Here is a 22458-nt window from a genome sequence, read left to right as displayed (position 1 = left end):
GGCATCTGGTCCCCAACCCAATTTCACTAATGACTTTTCGGCGTGGCCATGACGGCGACGGCCTGGAAGAGCGGAGCAGTGAGGCGCGCGTCGCCGCGCGTCTGCACGGCGCGGCGCGCTTCGGCGGGGAGGCTGTTGGTGAAGAGGCGCCAGGCGAGATCTGGCGGGATGGCGGCTTCGGCGGCGAGGGAAGCCGGCTCCGTATTTGTGAGCTGCCACGCGGCGGCGCGGCGGAGGAGAAGCCAGGCGCCGCCGGCCTCGCCGGTCACGGTCACTTTCACGGTTGTGCCTTCCGGAGCGTCCACCTGCGCATACGTCCGCGGCAGCGCGCGCATGAAGGTATCCAGCACGGGATAGTAGAGCTCGCGGGTCAGGATGTCCGAGGCCGTGGAGCTGCCCGGGCGCGCCACCGCCAGGCGGATCTGCTGCTGGTGGTGCCAGCGCTCGGTGTACTCGCGGGCGATATCGAACCAGTTGAGCGATTCGCTCTCGCCGGCCCAGGCCACGGAGAACGGCGCCTTGGCGAAGGGATCGAGCGCAGCGAAGTGCGCGCAGACCTCGCGGCTGGTGATCTCCATCCAATCGGTGAGCAGGCGCGGGCTGATGCGCCGGGCGGCGCGCACCCAATCGGCATTCAAGCGGTCGAGAAAGCGCACCAGGCCCTCGTAGCTGTTCGCGTTCTCCGGCGCCTCGCCGAAAAATGCGTCGCGGGCCATAGACAGGCGGCGCAGGTTAGTATCCAGCAGGTGCGCGGCGATGTCCTTCACGGTCCAGCCGGGGCAGAGGGTCGCGCGGCGCCAGTCTTCGGGAGAAAGCGCGCGCAGCAACTCGATGAGGCGGGCTTCCACCTGCGGGTAGACCTGGGTCACCACGATGGGTTCCGCTGCATTCATAATTCGCTGCCGAGCATACAATAATTTGCGTTTCGTTCCGCCGTCCTCGTCTTCGTTCCCGTGGCATACTAGTATACGTATCAGCGCATATGTCCACGCCGAAAAAAAGAGCGCGCCGCACGCCGCCAAAGAAAGCGCCGCACGCGCCCGCCCTGACCTCCCGCTTCATCCGCGCGCTGGGCTACGCCGCGCGCATCCACGCCCGGCAGACGCGCAAGGGCAAGGAACACCCCTACGTCGGGCATCTCCTGGCCGTGGCTTCCATTGTGATCCAGTATGGCGGCGACGAGAACGCGGTCATCGCCGCGCTGCTGCACGACGCCGTGGAGGATCAGGGCGGCCTGCCGCGGTTGCGCGAGATTCGCCGCAAGTTCGGGACGCGCGTGGCGCGCATCGTCGCGGGCTGCACGGACACCGACGAAACCTTCCGCCCGCCGTGGCGCGAACGCAAGGAGCGCTACATCCGCCGCGTGCGCCGGGAATCGCCCGAGGTCCGCCTGGTTTCCGCCGCCGACAAGCTTTCCAACGTACGCGAGATTCTCGCCGACCATCGCCTGCTCGGCGACGCGGTCTTCGAGCGCTTTCACGGGCGCAAAGAAGGCACGCTGTGGTACTACCGCGCTCTGGTCGAGGAGTTCCGCGCCGCCGGAGTGACGCCGCTCGTCGAGGAGCTCGACCGCGTGGTCTCCGCGCTGGAACGCCGCGCCCGCCCTGCCGACTGACAGGTTGTTGCTGTTAGAAAAATGCATTGAACTCTGTCATACCTCGAAACTCGAAACTCGAAACTCGAAACTCGAAACTCGAAACTCGAAACTCGTTCTTCCTCATTAGGCGCTTTCGAATTTCGTCTCGTTCCCCCTGTCTTTGAAGACCGCCCTTGTTCCTGGCCGCAGAATTCGGCAGAATACGCCCGCTGGCTTCCCGTGATGCCCCCGTCACAATCCGGCGCTTTCTTCACCGTTGGTCACTCGAATCTGGAGGCCGAGGCGCTCCTCGCCGCCTTGCAGCGCCATTCCATTGGCATCCTTGGCGATGTCCGCAGCCGCCCTGCCAGTTCGCGTTTTCCCCAGTTCAACCGCGAATTCTTAGAGGAAGCGCTGGCCTCCGCCGGCATCCGCTACGAATTTCTCGGGGAGGAGCTGGGGGGCCGCCCCGGCGACCCCCGCGCGTACCGCTCTGACGGTCTCGTGGACTATGCGAAGCGCCGCAACTCCGCGGAGTTTCGCAGCGGCCTCGACCGCGGCCTCGCCCTCGCGCACGGAGGCAATATCGCCCTGCTGTGCGCGGAGGAAGACCCCCTGGAATGCCATCGCTTTCTGCTCATCTGCCCCGCGCTGGTGGCCGCCGGAGTTGCGCCGCAGCACATCCGCCGCGGCGGTGCGCTCGAATCGCAGCGCGAAGCGGAAGATCGCCTCCTCGCCCTGCACGGTTTTGCGGATGTGACCAGTGACGCGCTCTTCACTTCCGGCCGCGACGCCGCCCTCGAGGACGCCCTGCGCCTCCAGTCCGAGAAATATGCCTTCCGGGTTTCGCCCGAAGCGCTGGAATCTTTCTAGCCGCCATGCACATCCTACTCTGCACCATCGGCTTCGCGGGCAAGACGGCCGAGGAGTTTTTTTCCTTGCTGCAGGCGGCCGGCGTGAAACAAGTACTCGACATACGCCAGCACCGCGGCGGCCAGCTTTCGGGCTTCGCCAAGCATCCCGATCTGGCCTACTTTCTGGAGCGCCTCGCCGGCATCTCCTATAAGCACCAGGTGCTGCTCGCGCCCACGCCGGAGCTGTTGAAGACCTATCGCACCACGAAGGACTGGAACTGCTACGAAGCCGCCTTTCTTGCGTTGCTGAAAGAACGTGACGTGCCGCATTCTCTCGAGATGCCACCGCCCGATGCGCCCATGGCTCTGCTGTGTTCCGAACCGGGTCCCGAGAAATGCCACCGCCGCATCGCTGCTGATTGTTTGGCTGAATGGTGGCGCGGGCAGGGTCACTCCGTCGAAGTGCGCCATCTCGTCTCCGAAAAATACAAGCCTCCCCGCAAGAAACGCCCGCCCCGGAGCGCCTAGCGTGACGAAACTCCTCATTACGGAAATCACCCGGATGGGGCCGGCGTTTTGTATCATCGGCCTCGCGCGCGAAGCCGAAAAAATCCATTCCCTGCGGCCTCTGCCGCCGCGCGGCAAAGGATGGGCGTATTTTCCGCATCGCCGCGGCGACATTCTCGAAGGCAGTCTCCTGAGCCTTCCCGCGCCTCCGCCACACGTCGAGGACCGGACTTCCACAAGAGGGCTGCAGAAAGTTGGGGAAGTAGCGGAGGCGGAAATTGTCCCCTACCTGCGCAAAGCGGAAACTGCGCGTTCCCTCGCCGAACTATTCGGCTGCAAAATCCGCGAGAGCCGGCGCGGCGCGGGCTTGTACGCCGCGCCAGCCGAGGCGCAGCGCTCGATCTGCGGCTGCGAAACGCAGAACGTGCGGCTCGAGCTCTGCGGCAACGAGTTGCGCGCCTCGCTCGTTCTTCCTTCGGGTGAGGCGCTCCGCGATCTGCCCATGGTGGATCGTGACTGGAACGAGTTCATGGAAGCCGCGCTCGCCGAGCATCGCGGCGCCAACCGCCATGCCCGCCTCGAACGCTTCTTCAACTCCCGTTTTCACAACAAAGTCATCTGCTGCCCGCATCACTATATTCGCCTGGGCCTCACGCGGCCTTTCCATGACCGTTGCTGGGTGATGTTGGATACACTATTTCCTTTGCCCAGCCGGGAATGGCTCGAGGAGTTTTGATGCCCAAGACCATGGATGCCAGCCGCGCACGCCGCTTGATCGAAAGCTGTCTGCGCAGGGAGCTTGCCCCGGACGCAGCTCTTCCACGCGAAAACGTGGATCTCGTGGAAGAAGGCGTTCTCGATTCCATGGCCTGGGTGAGTTTCCTCCGCGCCCTCGAATCGTCCACCGGTGCACCCGACCTGGGCGCGCTGTTGATGGGCAGGCCGTCGAGCATCGAAAGCATCCTGGCGGCCATCGCCGCGTCGGATGGGCCAGCAGTTGCCGAACTTCCAGTGAAAACCGCTGTGATCGCGAGCGACCCCGTAGAAGGAGGCTTTCTCATCAGTTCTGGCACGGCTTTTGGGTCGCGGACCGTTCCTTCCGAGGTGGTGGACCGGGAATTCGGGATGCCTGTTGGCAAGCTGCGGAAGCGCGCGGGGATCGAGTCCATTGCGCGGGCGGGGGAAGGCGAGAGCGAGCTGACGCTGGGGGCGCAGGCGGCGCAGCAGGCGCTGCGCATAGCGGGTTGCGGCGCGGGGAAAATCGACTGGATCCTGGCCACCAGCGAGACGCAGCACTCCTATCCTTCGCTCGGCGCGCAGTTGCACTCGCGGCTGCTGGCACGGGAAAACTGCGGCGCATTGGATATCGGCGGCGCCTGCCTCGGGCTGCTCAACGCTATGGCCGCGGCGCGGGCTTATCTTGCCGCGGGGCTGGCCCGGACGATTCTGGTGGTCTCCGCCGACGTGCACAGCCGCATTCTCGCGCCGGGGCGCGTGGTTGGCGAATTCGGCGGGCTTTTCGGCGATGGCGCCAGCGCGTTTCTCCTGCAGGCACGTGCCGCCGGAGAGAACGCCTACCGGCTGGGGGAATTCCAGTTCGGCTGCGCCGGGCAATATGCGGCGGCCATTCGCGTGGCGCCCGCCGATGCCGGCGCACCGGGCGGAACGCTGGATGTGCAGTTCGATGGAGAGGCGCTCTCCCGCGCGGCCGTCTCGCGCATGGAAAAAGTGTTGCGCGCCGCCGCCCTGCGCAGCGGCTTTGCGCTGGCCGAGGCCGCGGGCTTTGCCACGCACCAGCCCAACCCGCGGCTGGTCGAGCTACTCGCGCGGCATCTCGGCGTGCCCGCGGGGAAATTCCCGCTGATCGCCAGAACCTGCGGAAATCTTGGATCGTCCACCTGTGGCGCGGCGTTGCATGCGGCGCTCGCCGCGCAGGCCTCGGTTCCGGCCGCGGAGCGCCAGCCCGTGTTCCTGGCTTCCCTCGGTCCAGGGCTGCTCTTCGGCGGCGGCTGGGTCGAGCCGGTCGCGAGCGGGGCATGAGCGCGCCGCACGAAATCGACCGCGCGCTGCTGGACGCGCTGCTGCGCGATCTGGTGGCCATCGATTCCGTCAATTCCACGCTGGTTCCGGGGGCCCAAGGCGAAAAAGCGGCCGCGGAATTTTTCTGCGCATTTTTGCGCCAGCAGGGAATTCAAGCGGAACTCGCGGAAGCCGCGCCCGGCCGCCCCAACGTCACCGCCTGGCTCGGTCCGCAGGCCCCGGCCGGGGCCGGCGGCAAACCGCGCGCCGGGTTGGCGATCCTGGCGCACATGGACACCGTCGGCGCGGGGGACATGCCCGAGGCGTTCACGCCCCGGGAGAAGGAAGGACGGCTCTACGGGCGCGGGGCGCTGGACATCAAGAGCGGCGTGGCAGCGATGGCCGCCGCGGCGGTGGCCATTGCGCGCAGCGGCCAAGCTCTGGCCCAGCCGCTCTTTTTCGCCGCCGTGGTGGATGAAGAGTGCAACAGCCTGGGGACCGCGGCACTTCTCGAGCATGTCACTGCCGGCTGCGCCGTGGTTCTCGAGCCCACCGATCTGCAGTTGGTCGTCGCGCACAAGGGCTACGCGTGGTTCGAAGTGACCACGCAGGGGCGCGCCGCGCACGGCAGCATGCCCGGCGAAGGCCGCGACGCCATCCGCGCGATGGGCCGCGTTCTGCGGGCCCTCGATGAGGTGGAAGCGCGCCTGCGTCTTCCGCCGCCGCACCCGCTGCTCGGCCAGGCCTCGCTGCACGCTTCGTTGATCGCCGGCGGGCAGGAGCTATCCAGCTATCCCGCGGAGTGCCGCCTGAAATACGAGCGCAGGCTCCTGCCGGGGGAGACGGAGCAGTCCGCGCGGGAAGAGCTGGAGCGGTGTCTCGCGGAGCTGCGCGCCGGCAATCCCGAGTTTGCGGCCACCGTCCGGCCACTCGGCGCGCGCCCCGCGTACGAAATTTCGCCAGAAGCGCCCATCGCGCGCGCCGCGGCCGCGGCCATCCGTGCGGTCACGGGCAGTGTGCGCCTGGCGGGCATGGCTCCCTGGACGGACACCGCGCTGCTGGCCGCGGCAGGCATCCCGGGAGTTGTCTTCGGTCCCGCGGGCCGGGGCCTGCATGGACGGGAAGAGTACGTGGAGCTCGCTTCGGTGGAAATCTGCGCGCGGGTCCTGGCCGAGCTGATCGCTGCGGTCTGTTCCGCGCCGGGCGCGGCGTAAAGGGGATGGCGCGAAGCGCGGCCCTTCAGGCCGCGCCGGTGGCGGAGATCAGCGTGGCCGTCAAGCCGATCTTTTCGCCGTCGTGGAAGCGGCGCAGGCCTTCCAGAACTTCGTGCATCACTTCCGGAGTTTTTTCCGGAGGAAGGGCCGCGACCAGCTTCTTGAACGGAGCTGCGCGCTCGCGGATGGACTCCCAGGCCTCTTCCGCGGGGCCCGGCCAGGGCCAGGCCACGTGGTTTTTGGCCGTGCGCACATTGCGGATTCCCGCCGCGGTGAGCGTCGCGGTGAGATGCGCCTGGTCGGCGAAGCGGAACACACCCGGCGCATCCGGAGGGGCCGGCGGCATCTGCACATGTTTCAGGAACGGTCCGAGGGTGAGGGAGAAGAGGGGGTTTTCCTCGAAGGCGCCCCAGACGACGAAGGAAACGCGCCCGGCGGGCTTCAGCACACGGCGAATTTCCGCCAGCGCCTTCTGGACCTCGGGGAAGAACATCAGGCCGAAGCGGCAAGTGACGCGGTCGAATTCACCGGCCTGGAAGGGCAGGTGCTCCGCGTCCGCCACCTGAAACTCCATCTGGGAGAGTCCCTGCGCGCGCGCGTTTTCGCGGGCCGCTTCGAGCATCTCCGGCACCAGGTCGGTGGCCACCACGCGCCCTGCGGATCCCACGGCCTTCGCCAGGCTGAGCGAGGGCTCGCCCGTGCCGCTGGCCAGATCCAGCACGTGCATCCCGGGCTGCAACTCCGCCCCCTGCACGACCAGTTGCGTGGCCGCGTGCGACTGCACGACGGACTTGTGATTCCACTTTTTCCAAAGCGGCGCGGCGCCGGTCCATTCCTGGCGCACGGTCTCTTTGATATCGGCGGGGTTGTTCGGTCGGGTGCTCATTTTCGCGCTCTCCAGACTTTACTGCGCTGCCAATCCCGGGAGGAACGACCGAATTCGGACACGTTGTCCGGAAATTCCGAGGCGAACTCCCTAGAAAAACATTTTACACCTTGGGGATTTCTCGTGCGGCATATTTGGGCGGGTTCCCGCGCTCAAGGAGATGTCCGGATGCGGGTGGTGAATTCGATATCCACCGGGGGCACGACGCACGCCGCCGCGGAGGGCCAGCCCGGGTCGGTCGAGACGTTGCGGCACAGCGCGCCCAGGGCATTGCTGACCGCCGAGGGATCCACGGCTCCGTTGAGCGGCTCCGCGTAGACCTGATAGCTTTGTGCCGCGCCCACCGCGAGGCGGTCGAAGCGATAGCTGCCGTCGAATTGCGGCGGCCCCGCTCCGCTGCAGCTCCACCCGCCCAGGACGCCGGCGATCACCGCGCCGCTGGAGGCATCCACGGCCACCACGTGCGCGCCGAAGATGCCGGTGACGCCCGCGGGCGCCGCGGGCAGGGCGAGGGCATTGGCCGGGAGAACGCGTCCGGTGATGCTCCCGATGTGTGTGGTGTCGCCCGCGCTGGGATACAGGACGCGCAGGCCGGTGCGGTCGTCTTCGCCGAGCGGCGCGTCCGGCTGCTGCGCGGTGGGGCGCGCTCCGGTGTAGTTGCCGGGCGCGGGCGCGAAAGGATTCATCATCGCGCTCCAGACGGCGGAATGGCTGAAGCCGAAAAGGTGCCCCAGTTCGTGCGTCAGCACCGATTCCAGGTCATACGCGGCGGGCGCAGCGGCGAGCGCCTGCGGCGTGGCGAAGGTGATGCGCGAATCTCCCGGATTGAAATAGAGGTCCGCGTCCAGAATTTCCCCCAGCTCCGTCGCCGGCGCGCCGCTGCCCACCTGCGCGCCGATGTGGTCCGCGGTGAGCACGCGCGTGAAGGCCAGCACGCCCGGAGTGAACGCGGCGTCGCTCTGGTCGAAGCAGATGGAGTTGAGGCCGTCCGCGGCGCAGATGTTTGCCGAGGCCGCGCGCACGAGCGGGGCGAGCACGGCGGGCTGCAGCGCGCTCCCCGAAACGCCCGTCCACACGTTCAGCGATTGCTGGATAGCCTGCTCGATTTCATTGAGCCGCCCGGACGTGGATTGGTCCTGCGTCAGGATGGTTAGCGGGTTCGTTCCCAGGATTGTGCTCCACTGCACCGTGAGGCTTCCCGCGGCCGTCAGTTGATGCGCCGGGATGGGGCACGCGGAGCTGCCCGCCACGCTGGGGGAGAGCCGCAGGTCGGGCACGACCTGGTTGAAGGCATAGCCCCGAGCCGTCTGCGCCGAAAACAGAGTCAGGCACAGCGCCAGGGCGCCCGCGGTGAATCTGTAAAGGCAACGCTGCATCTGTGCATACCTCCTATCGCGCTTCGGCCACGGCCCGCCGCAGCCGTTCGCGGAATTCCGCCAGCGGCACCCGCCGGAAACCTGCGCTGCGAAACTCGCGCCTTTGCGGGTCGAAGACGGGCATCGCCGCGGATTCCTGCGTGACCGTCTCCTGCCTGGTCCGCGGATTCTTCGCGATGCGAAACGTGCCCTGGGCCCAGCCCAGCACGCGGTAGGGCTCGCCCGCAGGCGCCCACAGAAAGAGGTAGACCTCTTCGCCCGGACGGAAGCGCGGAGCGCCGTCCACGTGCGCCTGCAGCCCGCCGACCCGGCCGCCCGGGGTGCGCACCGTGATCTGCCGCGGCAGCGTCCCTTTCTCCGCTTCCAGCACGGCGAAGCGCGTGTCCGTCCAGATCACGCCCTGCTCCCAGCGGCTCTCCGTCGCGAGGCAGCGCAGGCGCGCCACCGCCGCGGCCTGCTGCGCCAGCGCGCCGAAGGGCAGCCGGATGAAGGTCGTGGCGTTGGCCACCAGGGCGATGAGCAGCAGCCCGCCCAGAAACAGGATCCACAGAAAGCGGCGACGTTGCGCAAAGTTCATTTCACTCGACCTCCAGGGCGCCGCTGGCCGCGGTCTCGTCCAGATTGGTGTTTTGGATGAAGAGCGTGCGCGCGCCCGGCAGCGTGGTGCTCGCGAGCTGCAGCGTCAGGTGGATAATCCCCAGTCCCGCCGGCTGCTTGGCGATGACCAGGACGTCGCCCGGCCCGGAGACCGTGTAGGTCATGCTGGTGTCCAGGCCGCTCTCTGAAAACAGACAGATATCCACGGCGGCGGTTCCCGACGCGGGGCGCAGCAGCGCGACGGGATTTCCGCCGAGCGTGCAGGAGTTGTTGGCCGTCGAAAACAGGCCCAGCGCCGCCACGTTCAGGTCCACGCTGGCGCCGGGCGAGGAAACCCCCGCCGTGGTGGGCTGCACCACCACGAGGTCTTTTCCGCCGGCCTGCGGTGCGGCGGCCGTCAGCGCGATCACTTCCGCGCTGCCCGGCGCCGCCAGAACCACCAGCGAGACGCTGTTCGAGAGCGAGCCGTCCGGATTCCTGACCTGCACTGCCAGCGTGCCCGCCGCGGCCACGTCCGCGGGGGCCACCGCCGCGGTGCATTCCAGCGCCGAGTTGCACGTAGTGGTGCGCGCTGCTCCGCCAAGGAGCAGCGTCGAACCCGGCCCCGGACTCGCCGCGACAAACCCGCTGCCCTCCGTTTTCAGCGTGAATCCCGCCGTACCCCCGGCATAGATGCTCGCCGGGAGGAGCCCCAGAATGGCCGGGCCGGACGTCAAAGTGACGTTGGCCGTACCCGTCTGCGCAGTGTCCTCGGAACTGACGGCCACCACTTGCAGGGTGTTCGGCGACGGCGCGCTGACCGGCGCGGTATAGATGCCGTTGGCGTTGATCGTTCCGCAGGGCGCTCCGGCGCCGCCGCAGGCCGCGCCCTGCACTTGCCAGACGACGTTTTGGTTGTCCGTGCCCAGAACGCTGGCGGCGAATGCCTGCGCCGCCGCGGGCGCGAGCGTCACGCTGGCCGGCGCGACGGTCACCAGGATGTGGGCGATGATGGTGATCTGCGCCGCGGCGTTCTTGGTGGGATCGGCCTGGCTGACCGCCTGCACGGTCACCGGATTGGGCAGGGGCAGAGCGCCGGGCGCGAGGTAGTCCACCTGGGCGTTGCTGCTGGTGGTCACGGCCTGGCAGGGGTTTGAGCCGGCCACGCAGATTTGTCCCACGCCGGCGTTACCGCCGGCCACGCCGTTGACGTTCCAGGTGACGGTGGCATTCGCCGTTCCCCCGACCGTCACGCTCAGCGTGAGGCGGTGGTTTATCGCCCGCGTGGCGGAGGCAGGCGAGACGCCGACCGATACCACGGCTGTAATGGTCACCGTGGCCTGGACCTTTCGCGCGGGATCGGCCGCGGGGGTCACGGTGATGACCACGCTCGCCGGATTCGGCTGCGTGGCCGGCGCGGTGTACGTGGCCGAGGCGGTGGTAGCGCCGCCCGCGGACGAAGCGCTGCCGGTGCTGGTCAGGGTGCCGCAGGCGCTCCCCGTGCAGCCCGCCCCGGAGAGCGACCAACTCAGCACCGAATCCGGGTTCGAGCCGGAGACCGGCTGCAGCGTGGCCGTGAGGCTGGCCGTTCCGCCCGCGGGCTCGCTCGCCGGCGCCGCAATTGTCAGAATGAAGCTGCTGGTTATGTTGATTGTCGCCGTGGCCTGTTTGGAACTGTCCGCGGCGCTCCGCGCGGTGACGGTGACGCTTGGCGAGGAGGGCAGGATCGCTGGCGCCGTGTAGTTGCCGCTGCCATCCACCGCGCCGCAGGCCGCCGGACATGCCGCTCCGCTGAGGCTCCAGCGCACCGCGGTGTCCGGATGGCCGCTGCTTGCGAGCGTGGCGTGAAAACTCTGCACCGCGCCCAGCTCCACGCTGGCCGCGCCCGGCGCGAGGCTGAGGGCAATGTCGCTGGTGACGGTGACTTGCGCTGCGGCGTACCGGGTGCTATCGGCATGGCTGGTGGCACGCACCTCTACCGTGGCGGGAGACGGCAGATCGGCCGGGGCGGTGTACAGCCCGGCGGCGGAGATCGTTCCCAGGGTGGCATTACCTCCGGCCACGCCGTTCACCGTCCAGGAGACGGCGGCGTCGGTTGTGCCGCTGACCGTGGCCGTGAACGCTTGCGTGTTGCCCAAGAGGATGGAGGCACTCCCGGGCGTCAGGTTCACCGTTACCGCCGGGGGCGGAGAAGGGGGAGGTGAAGGCGGCGGGGGCGCTACAGGGCTTGCGCCTCCCCCGCCGCAGCCCAGCGTGCACGCACTCGCCGTGAGGAGAACAAGAAATCCGTGTGCGGCAACGATTCGTTTGCGATGCTCGGAGAGGGGCGGCATGCCCGCAAGAAAAGCAGGCGAAGGGCCAGCGAACGTCGAAGAATGGTTTTTGGCCGCAGGGCTCCATTGGAGGAGCCATGACTTATCTCTAAGCAACTGTGGAACAAAGAGTTATGGGAGATGTCTGGCTGTATTCTTGCAAACCGCAGTAAGCTTAGCGCGAATTCTCGTGGCCGAGTATGGCAGTGGAAAGTTTCGTTTTGGCACTGCACCAGGATGGCTCATTCCCACTTCGGAATTCCTTTATTGATTCTTCCATCTCCGACTACCTGCAAATCTTCGCTGGCCATCCATTGACAGACTCCACCGCACACCGAATAATCCGCCCATGCCTCGCCCCGACGCTGCCCGCCGCGTAAAAGCGTATTCCGCGGCGACCGGCTATGTCTTCCAATACTACTTTTTCGAAGTGGAGCGCGTGTGCCGCGGAGCCAAGTCCGGCACCGAATACTGCTATATGATCTCCGCCGATCGCAAAGCCACCTTCCCCCTGCGCATCTTCGTAGATGGCGCCGCGGTGGAAGCGTGGAAGAAGCGCGCCGGCCACGCCCTCACGGGGACCGAAGAGTACGCGGTGGCCAAGCTGCGTCTCTTCCAGGCCTTCGACGAGGACGAATCCCTTGCCGCACCTCCGGCCGGCGATAGAGCCGGCAGAGGGGCGCAGCTCTTTGTGGATGAGTCCAACCTCGACGTCCTGCTCGAGCGTCTCGACCCCGACCGCCCGAAGAGTTGAAAAGTAGAACGGTCGAACAGTTAAACCGTGCAATCGAAGGAGAGCCCTGCCGTTCAATCCGCGGCGAGGACGGCGGCGAGCGCCGCGCGCAGTTCCGGATGGCGGAAGCGATAGCCGCACTGCTCGAGCTTTTGCGGCAGCACGCGCTGGCTGGAGAGCAGCAGCGCGCCGGCCATCTCGCCCAGCGTCAGGCGCAGAGCCAGCGCCGGCACGGGAAAGATCGCCGGGCGATGCAGGGCCCGCGCCAGCGCCTGGGTGAACTCAGCGTTGCGCACCGGTTGAGGCGCCACCGCGTTCACGGCGCCGCTCAGCGGCATGCGGCTCAGCACGCTTCCCGCCGGGGCCTCCTCCAGCGCGAAGCGGAAGATGCCCACGACGTCTTCCAGCGTCACCCAGGGCATCCACTGCCGCCCGGAGCCGAACCGCCCGCCCACGCCCAAGCGGAAGGGCAGCAGCATCTTCGCCAGCGCCCCGCCATGCCTGGCCAGCACCATGCCCAGGCGCGCGCGCACCACGCGGATCCCCAGAACTTCCGCCTTCACCGCTTCCCCTTCCCACTGCTGTCCGATGCCCGCCAGGAAATCCGTGCCCGCGGGACTCTCCTCCGTGAGCACTTCCTCCCCGCGGTCGCCGTAGTAGCCGGTCGCCGAAGCGCACACCAGCACCCGCGGCCGCACGCTCATCTTCGCGAGCGCATTCACCAGCGCCCGCGTCGTCTCCACCCGGCTCGAACGCAGCAGCTCTTTCCGCCCCGCCGTCCAGCGTCCTTCCGCAATCGGCGCCCCCGCCAGATGCACTACCGCGTCGGCGCCGACGGCCGCTCCGCCCATCTCGCCCGTCGCAGGATTCCACGCCACATCGAAGCCGGTTCCGGCAGCGGCGCCCTTTTCGCTGGCCGTCCGGCTCCCCGGGCGCAGCAGCCGGCAGACCGTATGCCCGTCGCGCGCCAGCGCCTTGCCCAGCGCGGTCCCCACCAGCCCGCTCGCTCCCGTCACCAGAATCTTCATCGTTGATTTCCTCGTGGCCCGCGCGAAAGGGAAGTGGTCCCTCTCGAAACCTACGACCCCCTTCGCCTGCGGTCAAGCACAAACCGGCAATTCCGCCGGCCGTCTTTCTGGCAGTGGCCCGCAGCGCTCCCGGCAGGTTAGAATCATCCGGAAGGCTTTATGCAGATACGCGTACTCTTCTTCGGCCGCCTCAAGGAGATCGTGGGACGCGCGGAGGACTCCGTGAACATGGTCGAAGGCGCACGCATCGAAGATCTCTTTACCCGCTATCGCCAGCTCCACCCCGAGCTCGCCCCTTACCGGCCTTCTCTGGTTGCCTCGCGCAACCAGGAATTCGCCCCCTGGAGCGCGCCGCTGGCCTCCGGTGACGAAGTCGCCTTCCTTCCTCCCGTGAGTGGAGGCTGATAAGCATCCCGCCATGACGCCGCCCAGCCCCATGAGCAACGCCCAGGACCTCATCCGGCTCGTCCGCGAGCCCATCGAGCCGCTGGCTCTCATCGCCCACGTGCGCGCCCCCGGCGACGGGGCCGTGGCCACCTTCGACGGCTGCGTGCGCAACAACTCCCGCGGGCGCGCCACGCTCTATCTCGAATACGAGGGCTACGAGGCCATGGCCCTGGCCAAGATGCGCGAGATCGCCGCCGAGATGCACTCCCGCTTGGCCATCGACCGCGTGGCCATCGTGCACCGCCTGGGAAAGCTGGAGATCGGCGAGACCAGCGTCTTCATTGCCGTCAGTGCTCCGCACCGCGGCCCGGCCTTCGAGGCCTGCCGCTTGGCCATCGACACCCTCAAGAAAACCGTGCCCATCTGGAAAAAGGAGTTCTTCGCGGACGGCGCCGTCTGGGCCGACGGCGAAATGCCTCCCACCCCCCCGGCAACCCCGCCGCCTCCGCCGGAGTCTCACTCCTAGATGCGACTCCCGTCCCGGCGTTTTCCATTTTTCTTCGGCCTGCTGCTCCTCGCGGCCGCGGCCACGCTTCTTCCCTTGTCTCTCCTGCGCGGCGCCGAGCCCCGCGCGGCGCGGGGCCGCGCCGACGCAGCCTTGCAGCAGGAACGAGGCCGCATCCGCGTGCAGGTCGACCTGGTCAACGTCCTCGTCAGCGTCTCCGACGCCCGTCACCGCCCGGTGCCCGATCTGACCCGCGGCGCCTTTGTCATCGAAGAAGAGGGCGTGCCGCAGAAGATCGAGGTCTTCGAATCCGAAACCCAGCAGCCCCTCGATCTCGTTTTGATGATCGATTCCAGCCTCAGCGCGCAGAAGGAGATGGCTGCCGAGCGCGAAGCCGCTGCGCGCTTCATCCGCCAGGTCCTGCGCACGAGCGACCAAATGGCCCTCTACGAATTTGACGAAACGGTCACGCAGCTGGTGCCCTTCACCAACGACGTGGCGCGATTGCAGAGCGCCGTCCGCCGCGTCTCCGAGGGCGCCGGCACCTCAATCTATGACGCCGTGCTGCTCGGCGCCCGGGCCCTCGAGCGCCGCGGCGACGAGCGCCGCCGCGTCATCATCCTGGTCACCGACGCCGGGGAAACTACCAGCCACTCCGATTTCGACACCGCGCGCAAGGAGGCCGTGCGCTCCGGCGCGCTCCTCTACACCATCGTCATCCGCTCCATCCGGGGCGAGAGCGGCCGCAATACCGCCGGCGAACACGCCCTGGAGACCATTACCGACACCACCGGCGGCGCCCTGTTTTTTCCGGATTCCTCGCAGGACCTCGACGCCATCTTCGAGCGCATCGACCGCGAGCTGCGCACCCAGTACCGCCTGGCCTACTACCCGAAGCCGCGCGGCCCCGCCGGCTCCTTCCGCACCATCGAAGTCAAAGTCCAGGGCGACTACGAAGTCCGGCACCGCAAAGGCTATTTCACCGCACCGGAATAGCGCGAGGGCGAAGCCATTGCCGCGGAACTGTTCTTCTTTGCTGCAGATGGTAAAGTGGAGAAGGGATTCGCGCAGTACGCGGAGTAAGAAGCAGACGCTGTTCCCGAGCATCCGACATGTCTAAGAACTATCTCGAAGCCGCCGTCGAAATCGCCCGGGAAGCCGGGAAGGTCCTGCGCGAGGAGTACGCGCGTCCCCCGGACATCGCCTACAAGGGCGATTTTGACCTGGTGACGCAAGCCGACCGGCGCGCCGAGGAGGTCATCGTCACGCGCCTGCACAAATATTTTCCGGAACACGGCATCGCCGCGGAAGAGGGCAGCGGGCGCGAGAGCGCTTCGGAATTCTGCTGGCACGTCGACCCGCTCGACGGCACCACGAATTTCGCCCACGGCTACCCCTGCTTCGCCGTCTCCATTGCCCTCGCGCAGGGCGACGCGCTCCTCGCCGGCGTGGTCTACAACCCCATCTACGACGAACTCTTCGCCGCCGCGCGCGGCGCAGGCGCCACCTTCAACGGCCAACCCATGCGCGTTTCCAAGAACGCCACCCTGGCCACCAGCCTGCTCTGCACGGGCTTTCCCAACCACAAGCGCCAGGCCCATCCCAACATCCACTACTACTGGGATTTCACGCTGCGCTCCCACGGCGTGCGCCGCGACGGCTCCGCCGCGCTCGATCTGGCCTGCGTGGCCGCCGGGCGCTTCGACGCGTTCTGGGAGTTCGGCCTGAAGCCCTGGGACACCGCTGCCGGAGTGCTGCTCGTCGAAGAGGCCGGCGGAAAGATCAGCGACCTCGCCGGGGAGCCCTACCGCCTCGGCGGCCGCTCCATCCTCGCCAGCAATACCCTGGTGCACGCCGAAATGCAGCGCGTCGCCGCCGACATCGCCCGCCGCTACCCCGCGGCCCCGCTCCAGCGCTGACCCGCGTTCCCTGCGGGCGAAAGCAGGCCATCCCGGTCAGGCTTTTTTGCCCTGCCACTCCTCGTACAGCTTGGTGATCGCCGGGCCGATGGTGAAGCCCCACGCAAAAATCCCCAGGCTCTTGAATTTTTCCGGCGGGGTGTAGAGGTGCGCCGCCGCTTCCGCCGGCACCCCCGCCTGGTACAGCTTCTCCGCCTGCTCCGAGAGGTCATCAAAAATGTCGCGCAACTGCTGGATCCCATCCTGCCCGCAAATCTGCCCGTGTCCCGGCACGAAGAGCGTCTCCTTGCTGTAGGACGCGAAGGTCTTCAGCGTCGCGCGCCAGCCGGAAACCGTGGCTTTTTCATCGAAGCACACCGGATACATGCCGTGGAAGAGCAGGTCGCCCGCGTACACCACGTTCTGCTCCGGCACGCTCACGATGATGTCGGTGCCCGAATGCCCCGGGAAACTCTCCAGCACGGCCCGCACTCCGCCCAGGTCCACCGTCAAGGGCAGCTTTGCGGGGTCCAGGGGGTGATTGGGCACCGCCAGCACGGCGTTCTGCAGAATATCGAAAACCGAGCCCATGGTGCGCACGTCGCTCTGCGCATGCTGCCGTTCGGTCTCCGACTTCGCTTCCTTCGCGCGCTTCTCCAGAGGAGCCAGCACCGCCGCACGGTCCGTTCCCTGCAGTGGAATGTAGCTCGAGGCGATCCGGCTGGCTGTCTGGGCGTGTCCCCAGAGCGGGATATTCTGTCCGCCGTAGAAGGCGTTGCCCAGCGAATGGTCGAAGTGATAATGGGTGTTCAGCGCCGCGTGCACCGGAGCCTGGCTCACCATGCGCAGGGCCTCCAACTGGAACGCCGCGCCCGCCGTGCTGGCATAGCCCTCGATCAGCAGCGCCCCGTCCTTCCCCGCGAGGAAGCCGCCGTTGCACATCGTTTGCGCGCCCTTGGACCCGTCGGAGATCGTCGCGTACAGTCCCTCGCCGATCTTGCGCACGGCCGCAAAGCCCTTGTCCACCAGCGGCGCCTGCGCCACCCGCGCATCCGCGGCCAGCGATGCCGCCAGCGCCGGCGTGGGGATCAGCCGCGCCAGCGCGTAGGCCGCCGCGCACCACGATGTCCCGGCCAGAAAAGTCCGCCGCGAAAACGGCTTGGCGCGCTCCCCAAGGGAAAGATCGGTCATGGCTCCTCCGGAAGTTGGCACTGCAAACGAAGTCAGGATTCTAGCAGAGTCGGCGCAGGGAAACGCAAACGGTCCCTCTCCTTGCGCCGTCCACTCACGCGAGCCCTGGTGCAGTCCAGCGGGCACAAGGCCGCCCTATGCCGGATGTTCAGGGCCAGGAGAGGCCCGGGTAGAAAAAAAACGAAAAGAAAATGCCGGAAAGAAGAAATAGCGGGCGCCTAAGGGCAGCCGGAAGCGCCCAGCAGCGCCAGCTGTTGCCGCGCTTCCTTATATTTTTTCGACGCCGCTGTGAGCAGCACCCGGGCCTGGTCGCAATTCTTCGCCACGCCCAAGCCCTGCACATACAGGTCGGCCAACAGCAGTTCCGCGCGCGTATTGCCTTTCTCGACTGCGGCCCACAGCAGCCCCACCGCCTCCGCGGGATTGCCCATCTCTTTTCCCCGGCGCAGAATCTGCTGCGCGGCCGTGACTTCCGCTTCCCCAGCGTCCGCAGGGGCAGGAGCGAAGGGAGGAGCGGGTGCCGCCGCTGCTACGATGCTTCCTGCATTCCCGGACGTGACGGGGGGCGCCACCTTTGCGGGCGGCTTATCGGTAGCGCGCTTGCTGTTTCCGGAGCTCGTGACCAGCGCCGGACGCGCTGCGCGCGCTGATGCTTTCCCCACCGTTGTTCGCAGATCCCTGGCCTTTTCGGCAATCGTTCCGCCGAGCGAGGCGAGTGCCCCGCCGAGCTCGCGGCGGCCCACGAACAGCGCCACTCCCAGTGTCGCCACCAGCGTTACCAGCAGCATGGCGCGGACCGCCCTGGCCACGTTCTCAGGATCGAGCCAGGGGTTGCTCGGCGGCCGGCTCTCCAGCAGAAATTCCGGCACCGCCAAGCGCTCGACTTCATTTCCGCGCGGTTTCTCGACGTCCTCACTTGCGGCCACCCGCGTACCGGCCGGCTGCTGCAGGTATCCCCGGATCTGCCTGCGGGCGGTGTCCGACAACTCCGTGAAGCTGAGCCCGGCGATTCTCCCGGTTTCGTCCGTCCACACCAGTTGGCCGTATCCTTCCACGTGCCGCGTCTCATCCAGGTCGACCCGGAAATGCACGCGGGCGCCTTCCTGAAGCGGGCTCACCGCCTGAAAGCGGATGCCGCCCTCGGAGACATCCAGCACCACGCCCCCGTTTTCCGGCCCCAGCTCCAGGTACAGGAGTTGCTCGCGCCTCGCCTTCTGGCGGCGCTCCCGCTCGGCCGTGATCCCTCCGTTCTTTGCGTCGTGCTGGCTCATGCGTCTCTGTCCGTCGCACCGGGCCAATTTCCCGGCGATGGGAAAAAACAGAACGCAATTTTACCTCTCCTCGCCGTGGAAGTCTCCCCCGCAGCGCGCCGCCTGGACCGCCCGGGAGAGCCGGGGCGCCGGCTCGCTGCGTTGACGCTTCTCCCGCGCAATGCTACCCTCGCGCAGCGTTGCTCCCGTTCTCATGCGTGCCGTCGACCTGATCCGCAAGAAACGCGACTCCGGGGAACATTCCCGCGAAGAGATCGGTTTTCTCATCACCGCCTATACCCGCGGCGAAATCCCCGACTATCAGATGGCCGCCTGGCTCATGGCCGCGTGGCTGCGCGGGTTGTCCCGTGCCGAAACCGCCGCGCTCACCGAAGCCATGTTGCATTCCGGCGAGGTTGTGGACTTCTCCGATCTCCCCGCCGGGAAAGTGGACAAGCATTCCACCGGCGGCGTCGGCGACAAGACCTCGCTCATCCTCGCTCCGATCGTCGCGGCCGGCGGCCTCTACGTGCCCATGATCAGCGGCCGCGGCCTGGGCCACACCGGCGGCACGCTCGACAAACTCGAATCCATTCCGGGCTTCAACGTGAATCTTTCGCTCGCCGACTTCCGCCGCGTCCTCCGCGAATGCGGCATGGCCCTGATCGGCCAGACCGCGGAGATCGCTCCAGCCGACAAAAAAATCTACGCCTTGCGCGACGTCACCGCCACCGTCGAAAATCTCGGCCTCATCTGCGCCTCCATCATGAGCAAGAAGCTTGCCGAGGGCCTGGACGCCTTGGTCCTGGACGTCAAGACCGGCTCCGGCGCTTTTCTGCGCCAGGAAGAAGATTCCGTGCGTCTGGCCGAGCTCATGGTGGAGGCCGGCCGGGGCATGGGCAAAAAAGTCGTGGCCCTCATCACCGATATGAACCAGCCGCTGGGCCGCATGGCCGGCCATTCCGTCGAAGTGATCGAGTCCCTCGAGGTCCTCAGCGGACGGGGCCCCGCCGATCTTCGGGCGCTCAGCCTTGAGCTTTCCGCCTGGATGTTTTTCCTCGGCGAACGCACCCCCAGCCTGGACGAAGGCCGCCGTCTTGCCGAAGAGATGATCGCCAGCGGGAAGGCCAAGGACAAATTCCGGGAGTGCATCCACCGGCAGGGCGGCGACGCGCGCGTCGTGGACGAGCCGGACCGCCTGCCCAAGGCCGCACTCCGCGCACAGATCCCCAGCCCCGCGTCCGGCTACCTGGTGGCCACGAAGTGCGCGCAGTTCGGCACTGCACTGGCCGTGCTCGGCGGCGGCCGCGAGAAGAAAGAAGACTCGATCGACCACGCCGTGGGCCTGGAATTTCACAAGCGCATCGGCGATCGCGTCGCCGCGGGCGACGCCCTGCTCACGATCCATTACAATGACCAGCGCCGCCTGGCCGCGGCGCAGGAACTGCTCGCGGACAGCTGCGAGATCGCCGCGCAACCGCCGCAGGAAATTCCAAAGCTGGTGAAACGCCTGATCGGCGCCTGATTGGCAATGGGCGGGCGAAGGGCCATCGCGTAGCACGCAAAAGGAGCGTCATGGGAAGACTGGCAGGGCTGTTCGGGATCGCCGCAATCCTCGCGCTTGCCTGGCTCTTTTCCACCGACCGCAAGGCCATCCGGCTGAAGACCGTGGCCTGGGGGCTCGGCCTGCAGTTCACCTTCGCCGTTTTCGTCCTGCGCTTCGAGCCGGGACGTCTCCTGTTCCAGAAAGCGGGCGACGCCGTCAACCGCCTGCTGAGCTTCGCCTTCGTGGGCTCGGAGTTCGTCTTCGGCGAACTGGGCCGCAAAGGCTCCTCGCTCGGTTTCTACTTCGCCTTCCAGGTCCTGCCCACGATCATCTTCATCGCCGCCTTCTTCGCCCTGCTCTATCATCTCGGCGTGATGCAGTTGCTCATCCGCGCTGCCGCCTGGGTCATGACCCGGGTCATGGGCGCCAGCGGCGCGGAATCCCTGAACGTCGCCGCCAGCATCTTCATGGGCCAGACCGAAGCCCCGCTCACCATCCGCCCCTTTCTCGAAAAGCTCACCAAGTCCGAGCTCATGTGCGTGATGACCAGCGGCATGGCTCACGTCTCCGGCGGCATCATGGCCGCCTACATCGCCTTCGGCATCGAGCCCAAGCACCTGCTCTCCGCCGTGATCATGACCGCGCCGGGCACGCTGCTCATGTCCAAGATGCTCGTTCCCGAAACCGAGAAGCCGCTCACCGCCGGGCGCGTGGAGATGCCGCCCATGGAAAAGGAAGCCAACTCCCTCGGCGCGCTGGCCCGCGGCACCAGCGACGGCCTGCACCTGGCCATCAACGTCGGCGCCATGCTCATCTCCTTCCTCGCCATGCTGGCCCTCGTCAATTTCCTCATCGGCGGCGCGCACACCTGGCTCGCCGGCCACGGCATGGCCTGGTTCCCCGCGAGCCTGCAGCAGATCTTCGGCTGGGTCTTTGCGCCCGTGGCCTGGCTCATCGGCATCCCCTGGCACGAGGCCGCGGCCATCGGCAATCTGCTGGGCACGCGCATGGTGGTCAACGAACTGGTGGCCTTCCAGCAGCTCAGCACGATGCGCGGCGCGCTTGATCCGCGCTCCTTCACCATCGCCACCTTCGCCCTCTGCGGCTTTGCCAACTTCAGCTCCATCGGCATCCAGATCGGCGGCATTGGCGCCCTGGCACCCGGCCAGCGCGGGCAGCTCGCCCGCTTCGGCATTCGCGCCATGCTTGCCGGAACCATGGCCAATCTCCTCTCCGCCGCCATCGTGGGGATGCTGCTGTGAGCGCGAAGAGAGCAGCCGCGAGCCGGGAGTTTGCGCGCGCCGAACGCGCCGCGAAGTTCATTCGTTCCAAGACCAGACTCCGCCCGAAAATCGCGCTGGTCCTCGGCTCCGGCCTGGGCGCATTCGCCGGCGAATTCGAGCGCGCGGTGAAAATCCCCTACGCCAAGATCCCGCATTTTCCGCGCTCCACGGCCATCGGGCATGCCGGACAGCTCGTCCTCGGCACCTTTGCGGGCCTGGCCGTCGCGGCAATGCAAGGGCGCGTGCATCTCTACGAAGGCTACTCGGCGAAAGAGGTGGCCTTTCCGGTGCGCGTCTTTGCGCGCCTGGGGGTGCGCGCGGTGATTCTCACCAACGCCGCCGGCGGCATCAACCGGGAGTTTTCACAGGGCTGCCTGGTCACTCTCAAGGACCACATCAACCTGCAGGGCGTGAACCCCCTCTCCGGCCTCAACGACGAGCGCTTCGGTCCGCGCTTTCCGGACATGTCCCACGCTTACGACCGCGAATTCCGCCGGTTCGCCGCTGAGGAAGAGAAACGTCTCGGCTTGCCGCAGCATGAAGGCGTCTATGTGGCGCTTGCCGGCCCCAATTATGAAACTCCCGCGGAGATCCGTTTCTTCCGCACCATTGGCGGGGATCTTGTCGGCATGTCCACCGTGCCGGAAGTGCTTGCCGCGCGCCACGCCGGCCTGCGCGTCCTGGGCATCTCCTGCGTCACGAACATGGCTGCGGGCATTCTGGACCAGCCCATCAACCACGAAGAAGTCCTGGAAACCGGCGAACGCGTGAAGGGCCAGTTCATCGCCCTGCTGAAGGCCCTGCTCCCGCGCATCGCGGAGGCCGTCGCATGAGCGCCTTCGATACCTTGATCGCCGCGGCCCGCGCCGCCCGCGAAAATGCCTACGCCCCCTACTCCAATTTCCGCGTTGGCGCCGCCTTGCGCGCCTCTTCCGGCCGCATCTTTGGCGGCTGCAACGTGGAAAACGCCTCCTATGGCCTCACCGTCTGCGCGGAGCGCGTGGCCATCTTCAAGGCCATCTCTGAAGGGGAGCGTGGCTTTGACGCCATCGCCGTGGTCACCGACGCCGAAAAGCTCACGCCGCCCTGCGGGGCCTGCCGCCAGTTGATCTGGGAATTCTGCGGCGACGTCCCGGTGGTCCTCGCCAACCTCCAAGGCGCCGTCGAAGTCCACCAGATGCGCGAACTCTTTCCCAGGCCCTTCGACGCTTCCAATCTATAGGTCGCCGGTGTAAGACTGCGGCAGGGGAGCGGCTGGGATTTTTCGGGCCGGCTTTGCCGGCCCCCAGGATGACACGCCTGAAATCGGGCTTGGGC

Annotated in this window: 23 protein-coding genes; 15 read left to right on the top strand and 8 right to left on the bottom strand. The window is 67.1% G+C overall.

Translation table 11 applies throughout. The annotated features are described in order from the left end of the window. Positions 1 to 26: 26 nt before the first annotated feature. Complete coding sequence (locus LAN61_14995; GenBank protein ID MBZ5541823.1) at positions 27 to 893, bottom strand: maleylpyruvate isomerase N-terminal domain-containing protein; 867 nt, start codon at positions 891 to 893, stop codon at positions 27 to 29. An 89-nt stretch (positions 894 to 982) separates the two neighbouring features. Here LAN61_14995 and LAN61_14990 point away from each other — a divergent pair, with 89 nt between their 5' ends. From LAN61_14990 to LAN61_14965, 6 genes are all read left to right on the top strand, one after another. Further along, positions 983 to 1615, top strand: coding sequence for an HD domain-containing protein (locus LAN61_14990; GenBank protein MBZ5541822.1), 633 nt, complete (start codon positions 983 to 985; stop codon positions 1613 to 1615). A gap of 204 nt (positions 1616 to 1819) precedes the next feature. Beyond that, positions 1820 to 2449 carry a DUF488 domain-containing protein gene (locus tag LAN61_14985; GenBank protein MBZ5541821.1) on the top strand — a complete coding sequence of 210 codons (630 nt, stop codon included), beginning with the start codon at positions 1820 to 1822 and terminating at the stop codon, positions 2447 to 2449. Positions 2450 to 2460: 11 nt separating this feature from the next. Next, positions 2461 to 2958, top strand: a complete 498-nt coding sequence (locus LAN61_14980; GenBank protein ID MBZ5541820.1) for a DUF488 domain-containing protein — start codon at positions 2461 to 2463, stop codon at positions 2956 to 2958. Position 2959: 1 nt separating this feature from the next. Next, complete coding sequence (locus tag LAN61_14975; GenBank protein ID MBZ5541819.1) at positions 2960 to 3673, top strand: hypothetical protein; 714 nt, start codon at positions 2960 to 2962, stop codon at positions 3671 to 3673. Further along, positions 3673 to 4977: a hypothetical protein gene (locus LAN61_14970; protein ID MBZ5541818.1), complete on the top strand. Its 1305-nt coding sequence runs from the start codon at positions 3673 to 3675 to the stop codon at positions 4975 to 4977. Before LAN61_14975 ends, LAN61_14970 begins: the two co-directional genes overlap by 1 nt. Further along, positions 4974 to 6170: a M20/M25/M40 family metallo-hydrolase gene (locus LAN61_14965; protein MBZ5541817.1), complete on the top strand. Its 1197-nt coding sequence runs from the start codon at positions 4974 to 4976 to the stop codon at positions 6168 to 6170. The genes LAN61_14970 and LAN61_14965 overlap by 4 nt, the downstream gene beginning before the upstream one ends. A 25-nt stretch (positions 6171 to 6195) precedes the next feature. Here the strand turns inward: LAN61_14965 and LAN61_14960 are convergent, their stop codons facing one another. From LAN61_14960 to LAN61_14945, 4 genes are all read right to left on the bottom strand, one after another. Continuing rightward, positions 6196 to 7056 carry a class I SAM-dependent methyltransferase gene (locus tag LAN61_14960; GenBank protein ID MBZ5541816.1) on the bottom strand — a complete coding sequence of 287 codons (861 nt, stop codon included), beginning with the start codon at positions 7054 to 7056 and terminating at the stop codon, positions 6196 to 6198. Between the two features lie 152 nt (positions 7057 to 7208). After that, complete coding sequence (locus LAN61_14955) at positions 7209 to 8432, bottom strand: matrixin family metalloprotease (protein ID MBZ5541815.1); 1224 nt, start codon at positions 8430 to 8432, stop codon at positions 7209 to 7211. A 13-nt stretch (positions 8433 to 8445) separates the two neighbouring features. Then, the gene (locus LAN61_14950; GenBank protein MBZ5541814.1) at positions 8446 to 9009 is read right to left on the bottom strand and encodes a hypothetical protein; all 564 of its coding nucleotides are present in this window, start codon (positions 9007 to 9009) and stop codon (positions 8446 to 8448) included. A gap of 1 nt (position 9010) precedes the next feature. Then, a complete protein-coding gene (locus tag LAN61_14945; GenBank protein MBZ5541813.1) occupies positions 9011 to 11179 on the bottom strand; it encodes a hypothetical protein in 2169 nt (722 codons plus the stop codon). Between the two features lie 490 nt (positions 11180 to 11669). On the opposite strand from LAN61_14945, the gene LAN61_14940 reads away from it, so the two are divergent. Next, positions 11670 to 12074 carry a hypothetical protein gene (locus LAN61_14940; GenBank protein ID MBZ5541812.1) on the top strand — a complete coding sequence of 135 codons (405 nt, stop codon included), beginning with the start codon at positions 11670 to 11672 and terminating at the stop codon, positions 12072 to 12074. 53 nt (positions 12075 to 12127) lie between these two features. On the opposite strand, the gene LAN61_14935 is transcribed toward LAN61_14940, so the two are convergent. Further along, positions 12128 to 13081 (bottom strand): TIGR01777 family oxidoreductase, encoded by a 954-nt coding sequence (locus LAN61_14935; protein MBZ5541811.1) that lies wholly within the window; start codon positions 13079 to 13081, stop codon positions 12128 to 12130. A gap of 159 nt (positions 13082 to 13240) precedes the next feature. On the opposite strand from LAN61_14935, the gene LAN61_14930 reads away from it, so the two are divergent. From LAN61_14930 to LAN61_14915, 4 genes are all read left to right on the top strand, one after another. Continuing rightward, on the top strand, positions 13241 to 13486 hold the full coding sequence (locus LAN61_14930; GenBank protein ID MBZ5541810.1) for a MoaD/ThiS family protein: 246 nt from the start codon (positions 13241 to 13243) through the stop codon (positions 13484 to 13486). A gap of 31 nt (positions 13487 to 13517) precedes the next feature. After that, positions 13518 to 13994: a molybdenum cofactor biosynthesis protein MoaE gene (locus LAN61_14925; protein MBZ5541809.1), complete on the top strand. Its 477-nt coding sequence runs from the start codon at positions 13518 to 13520 to the stop codon at positions 13992 to 13994. Then, on the top strand, positions 13995 to 14969 hold the full coding sequence (locus LAN61_14920) for a VWA domain-containing protein (protein MBZ5541808.1): 975 nt from the start codon (positions 13995 to 13997) through the stop codon (positions 14967 to 14969). Between the two features lie 116 nt (positions 14970 to 15085). Beyond that, positions 15086 to 15892 carry an inositol monophosphatase gene (locus tag LAN61_14915; GenBank protein ID MBZ5541807.1) on the top strand — a complete coding sequence of 269 codons (807 nt, stop codon included), beginning with the start codon at positions 15086 to 15088 and terminating at the stop codon, positions 15890 to 15892. Between the two features lie 36 nt (positions 15893 to 15928). Here the strand turns inward: LAN61_14915 and LAN61_14910 are convergent, their stop codons facing one another. Continuing rightward, positions 15929 to 17062, bottom strand: a complete 1134-nt coding sequence (locus LAN61_14910) for an MBL fold metallo-hydrolase (GenBank protein MBZ5541806.1) — start codon at positions 17060 to 17062, stop codon at positions 15929 to 15931. Positions 17063 to 17280: 218 nt separating this feature from the next. After that, positions 17281 to 18333: a PilZ domain-containing protein gene (locus LAN61_14905; GenBank protein MBZ5541805.1), complete on the bottom strand. Its 1053-nt coding sequence runs from the start codon at positions 18331 to 18333 to the stop codon at positions 17281 to 17283. A gap of 193 nt (positions 18334 to 18526) precedes the next feature. On the opposite strand from LAN61_14905, the gene LAN61_14900 reads away from it, so the two are divergent. The 4 genes from LAN61_14900 to cdd are packed head-to-tail and all read left to right on the top strand — an operon-like array spanning position 18527 to position 22363. After that, positions 18527 to 19837 (top strand): thymidine phosphorylase, encoded by a 1311-nt coding sequence (locus LAN61_14900; GenBank protein MBZ5541804.1) that lies wholly within the window; start codon positions 18527 to 18529, stop codon positions 19835 to 19837. 50 nt (positions 19838 to 19887) lie between these two features. Further along, positions 19888 to 21120, top strand: a complete 1233-nt coding sequence (locus LAN61_14895; protein ID MBZ5541803.1) for a NupC/NupG family nucleoside CNT transporter — start codon at positions 19888 to 19890, stop codon at positions 21118 to 21120. Next, entirely contained in the window at positions 21117 to 21974 is an 858-nt protein-coding gene (locus LAN61_14890) for a purine-nucleoside phosphorylase (GenBank protein ID MBZ5541802.1), read from the top strand. The genes LAN61_14895 and LAN61_14890 overlap by 4 nt, the downstream gene beginning before the upstream one ends. Then, the gene (cdd, locus tag LAN61_14885) at positions 21971 to 22363 is read left to right on the top strand and encodes a cytidine deaminase (GenBank protein ID MBZ5541801.1); all 393 of its coding nucleotides are present in this window, start codon (positions 21971 to 21973) and stop codon (positions 22361 to 22363) included. The genes LAN61_14890 and cdd overlap by 4 nt, the downstream gene beginning before the upstream one ends. The last annotated feature ends 95 nt before the right edge of the window (positions 22364 to 22458 follow it).

The sequence above is a fragment of the Terriglobia bacterium genome (assembly GCA_020072785.1).
In the GTDB taxonomy this organism is placed as follows: Bacteria; Acidobacteriota; Terriglobia; order Acidiferrales; family UBA7541; genus Acidiferrum.
This window is presented reverse-complemented; position numbering and strand designations above follow the sequence as displayed.

Coding starts and splice junctions, on each gene's coding strand:
- LAN61_14995 (MBZ5541823.1), bottom strand. CDS start 893: ATGAATGCAGCGGAACCCATCGTGGTGACCCAGGTCTACCCGCAGGTG.
- LAN61_14990 (MBZ5541822.1), top strand. CDS start 983: ATGTCCACGCCGAAAAAAAGAGCGCGCCGCACGCCGCCAAAGAAAGCG.
- LAN61_14985 (MBZ5541821.1), top strand. CDS start 1,820: ATGCCCCCGTCACAATCCGGCGCTTTCTTCACCGTTGGTCACTCGAAT.
- LAN61_14970 (MBZ5541818.1), top strand. CDS start 3,673: ATGCCCAAGACCATGGATGCCAGCCGCGCACGCCGCTTGATCGAAAGC.
- LAN61_14965 (MBZ5541817.1), top strand. CDS start 4,974: ATGAGCGCGCCGCACGAAATCGACCGCGCGCTGCTGGACGCGCTGCTG.
- LAN61_14960 (MBZ5541816.1), bottom strand. CDS start 7,056: ATGAGCACCCGACCGAACAACCCCGCCGATATCAAAGAGACCGTGCGC.
- LAN61_14955 (MBZ5541815.1), bottom strand. CDS start 8,432: ATGCAGCGTTGCCTTTACAGATTCACCGCGGGCGCCCTGGCGCTGTGC.
- LAN61_14950 (MBZ5541814.1), bottom strand. CDS start 9,009: ATGAACTTTGCGCAACGTCGCCGCTTTCTGTGGATCCTGTTTCTGGGC.
- LAN61_14940 (MBZ5541812.1), top strand. CDS start 11,670: ATGCCTCGCCCCGACGCTGCCCGCCGCGTAAAAGCGTATTCCGCGGCG.
- LAN61_14935 (MBZ5541811.1), bottom strand. CDS start 13,081: ATGAAGATTCTGGTGACGGGAGCGAGCGGGCTGGTGGGGACCGCGCTG.
- LAN61_14930 (MBZ5541810.1), top strand. CDS start 13,241: ATGCAGATACGCGTACTCTTCTTCGGCCGCCTCAAGGAGATCGTGGGA.
- LAN61_14925 (MBZ5541809.1), top strand. CDS start 13,518: ATGAGCAACGCCCAGGACCTCATCCGGCTCGTCCGCGAGCCCATCGAG.
- LAN61_14920 (MBZ5541808.1), top strand. CDS start 13,995: ATGCGACTCCCGTCCCGGCGTTTTCCATTTTTCTTCGGCCTGCTGCTC.
- LAN61_14915 (MBZ5541807.1), top strand. CDS start 15,086: ATGTCTAAGAACTATCTCGAAGCCGCCGTCGAAATCGCCCGGGAAGCC.
- LAN61_14910 (MBZ5541806.1), bottom strand. CDS start 17,062: ATGACCGATCTTTCCCTTGGGGAGCGCGCCAAGCCGTTTTCGCGGCGG.
- LAN61_14905 (MBZ5541805.1), bottom strand. CDS start 18,333: ATGAGCCAGCACGACGCAAAGAACGGAGGGATCACGGCCGAGCGGGAG.
- LAN61_14900 (MBZ5541804.1), top strand. CDS start 18,527: ATGCGTGCCGTCGACCTGATCCGCAAGAAACGCGACTCCGGGGAACAT.
- LAN61_14895 (MBZ5541803.1), top strand. CDS start 19,888: ATGGGAAGACTGGCAGGGCTGTTCGGGATCGCCGCAATCCTCGCGCTT.
- cdd (MBZ5541801.1), top strand. CDS start 21,971: ATGAGCGCCTTCGATACCTTGATCGCCGCGGCCCGCGCCGCCCGCGAA.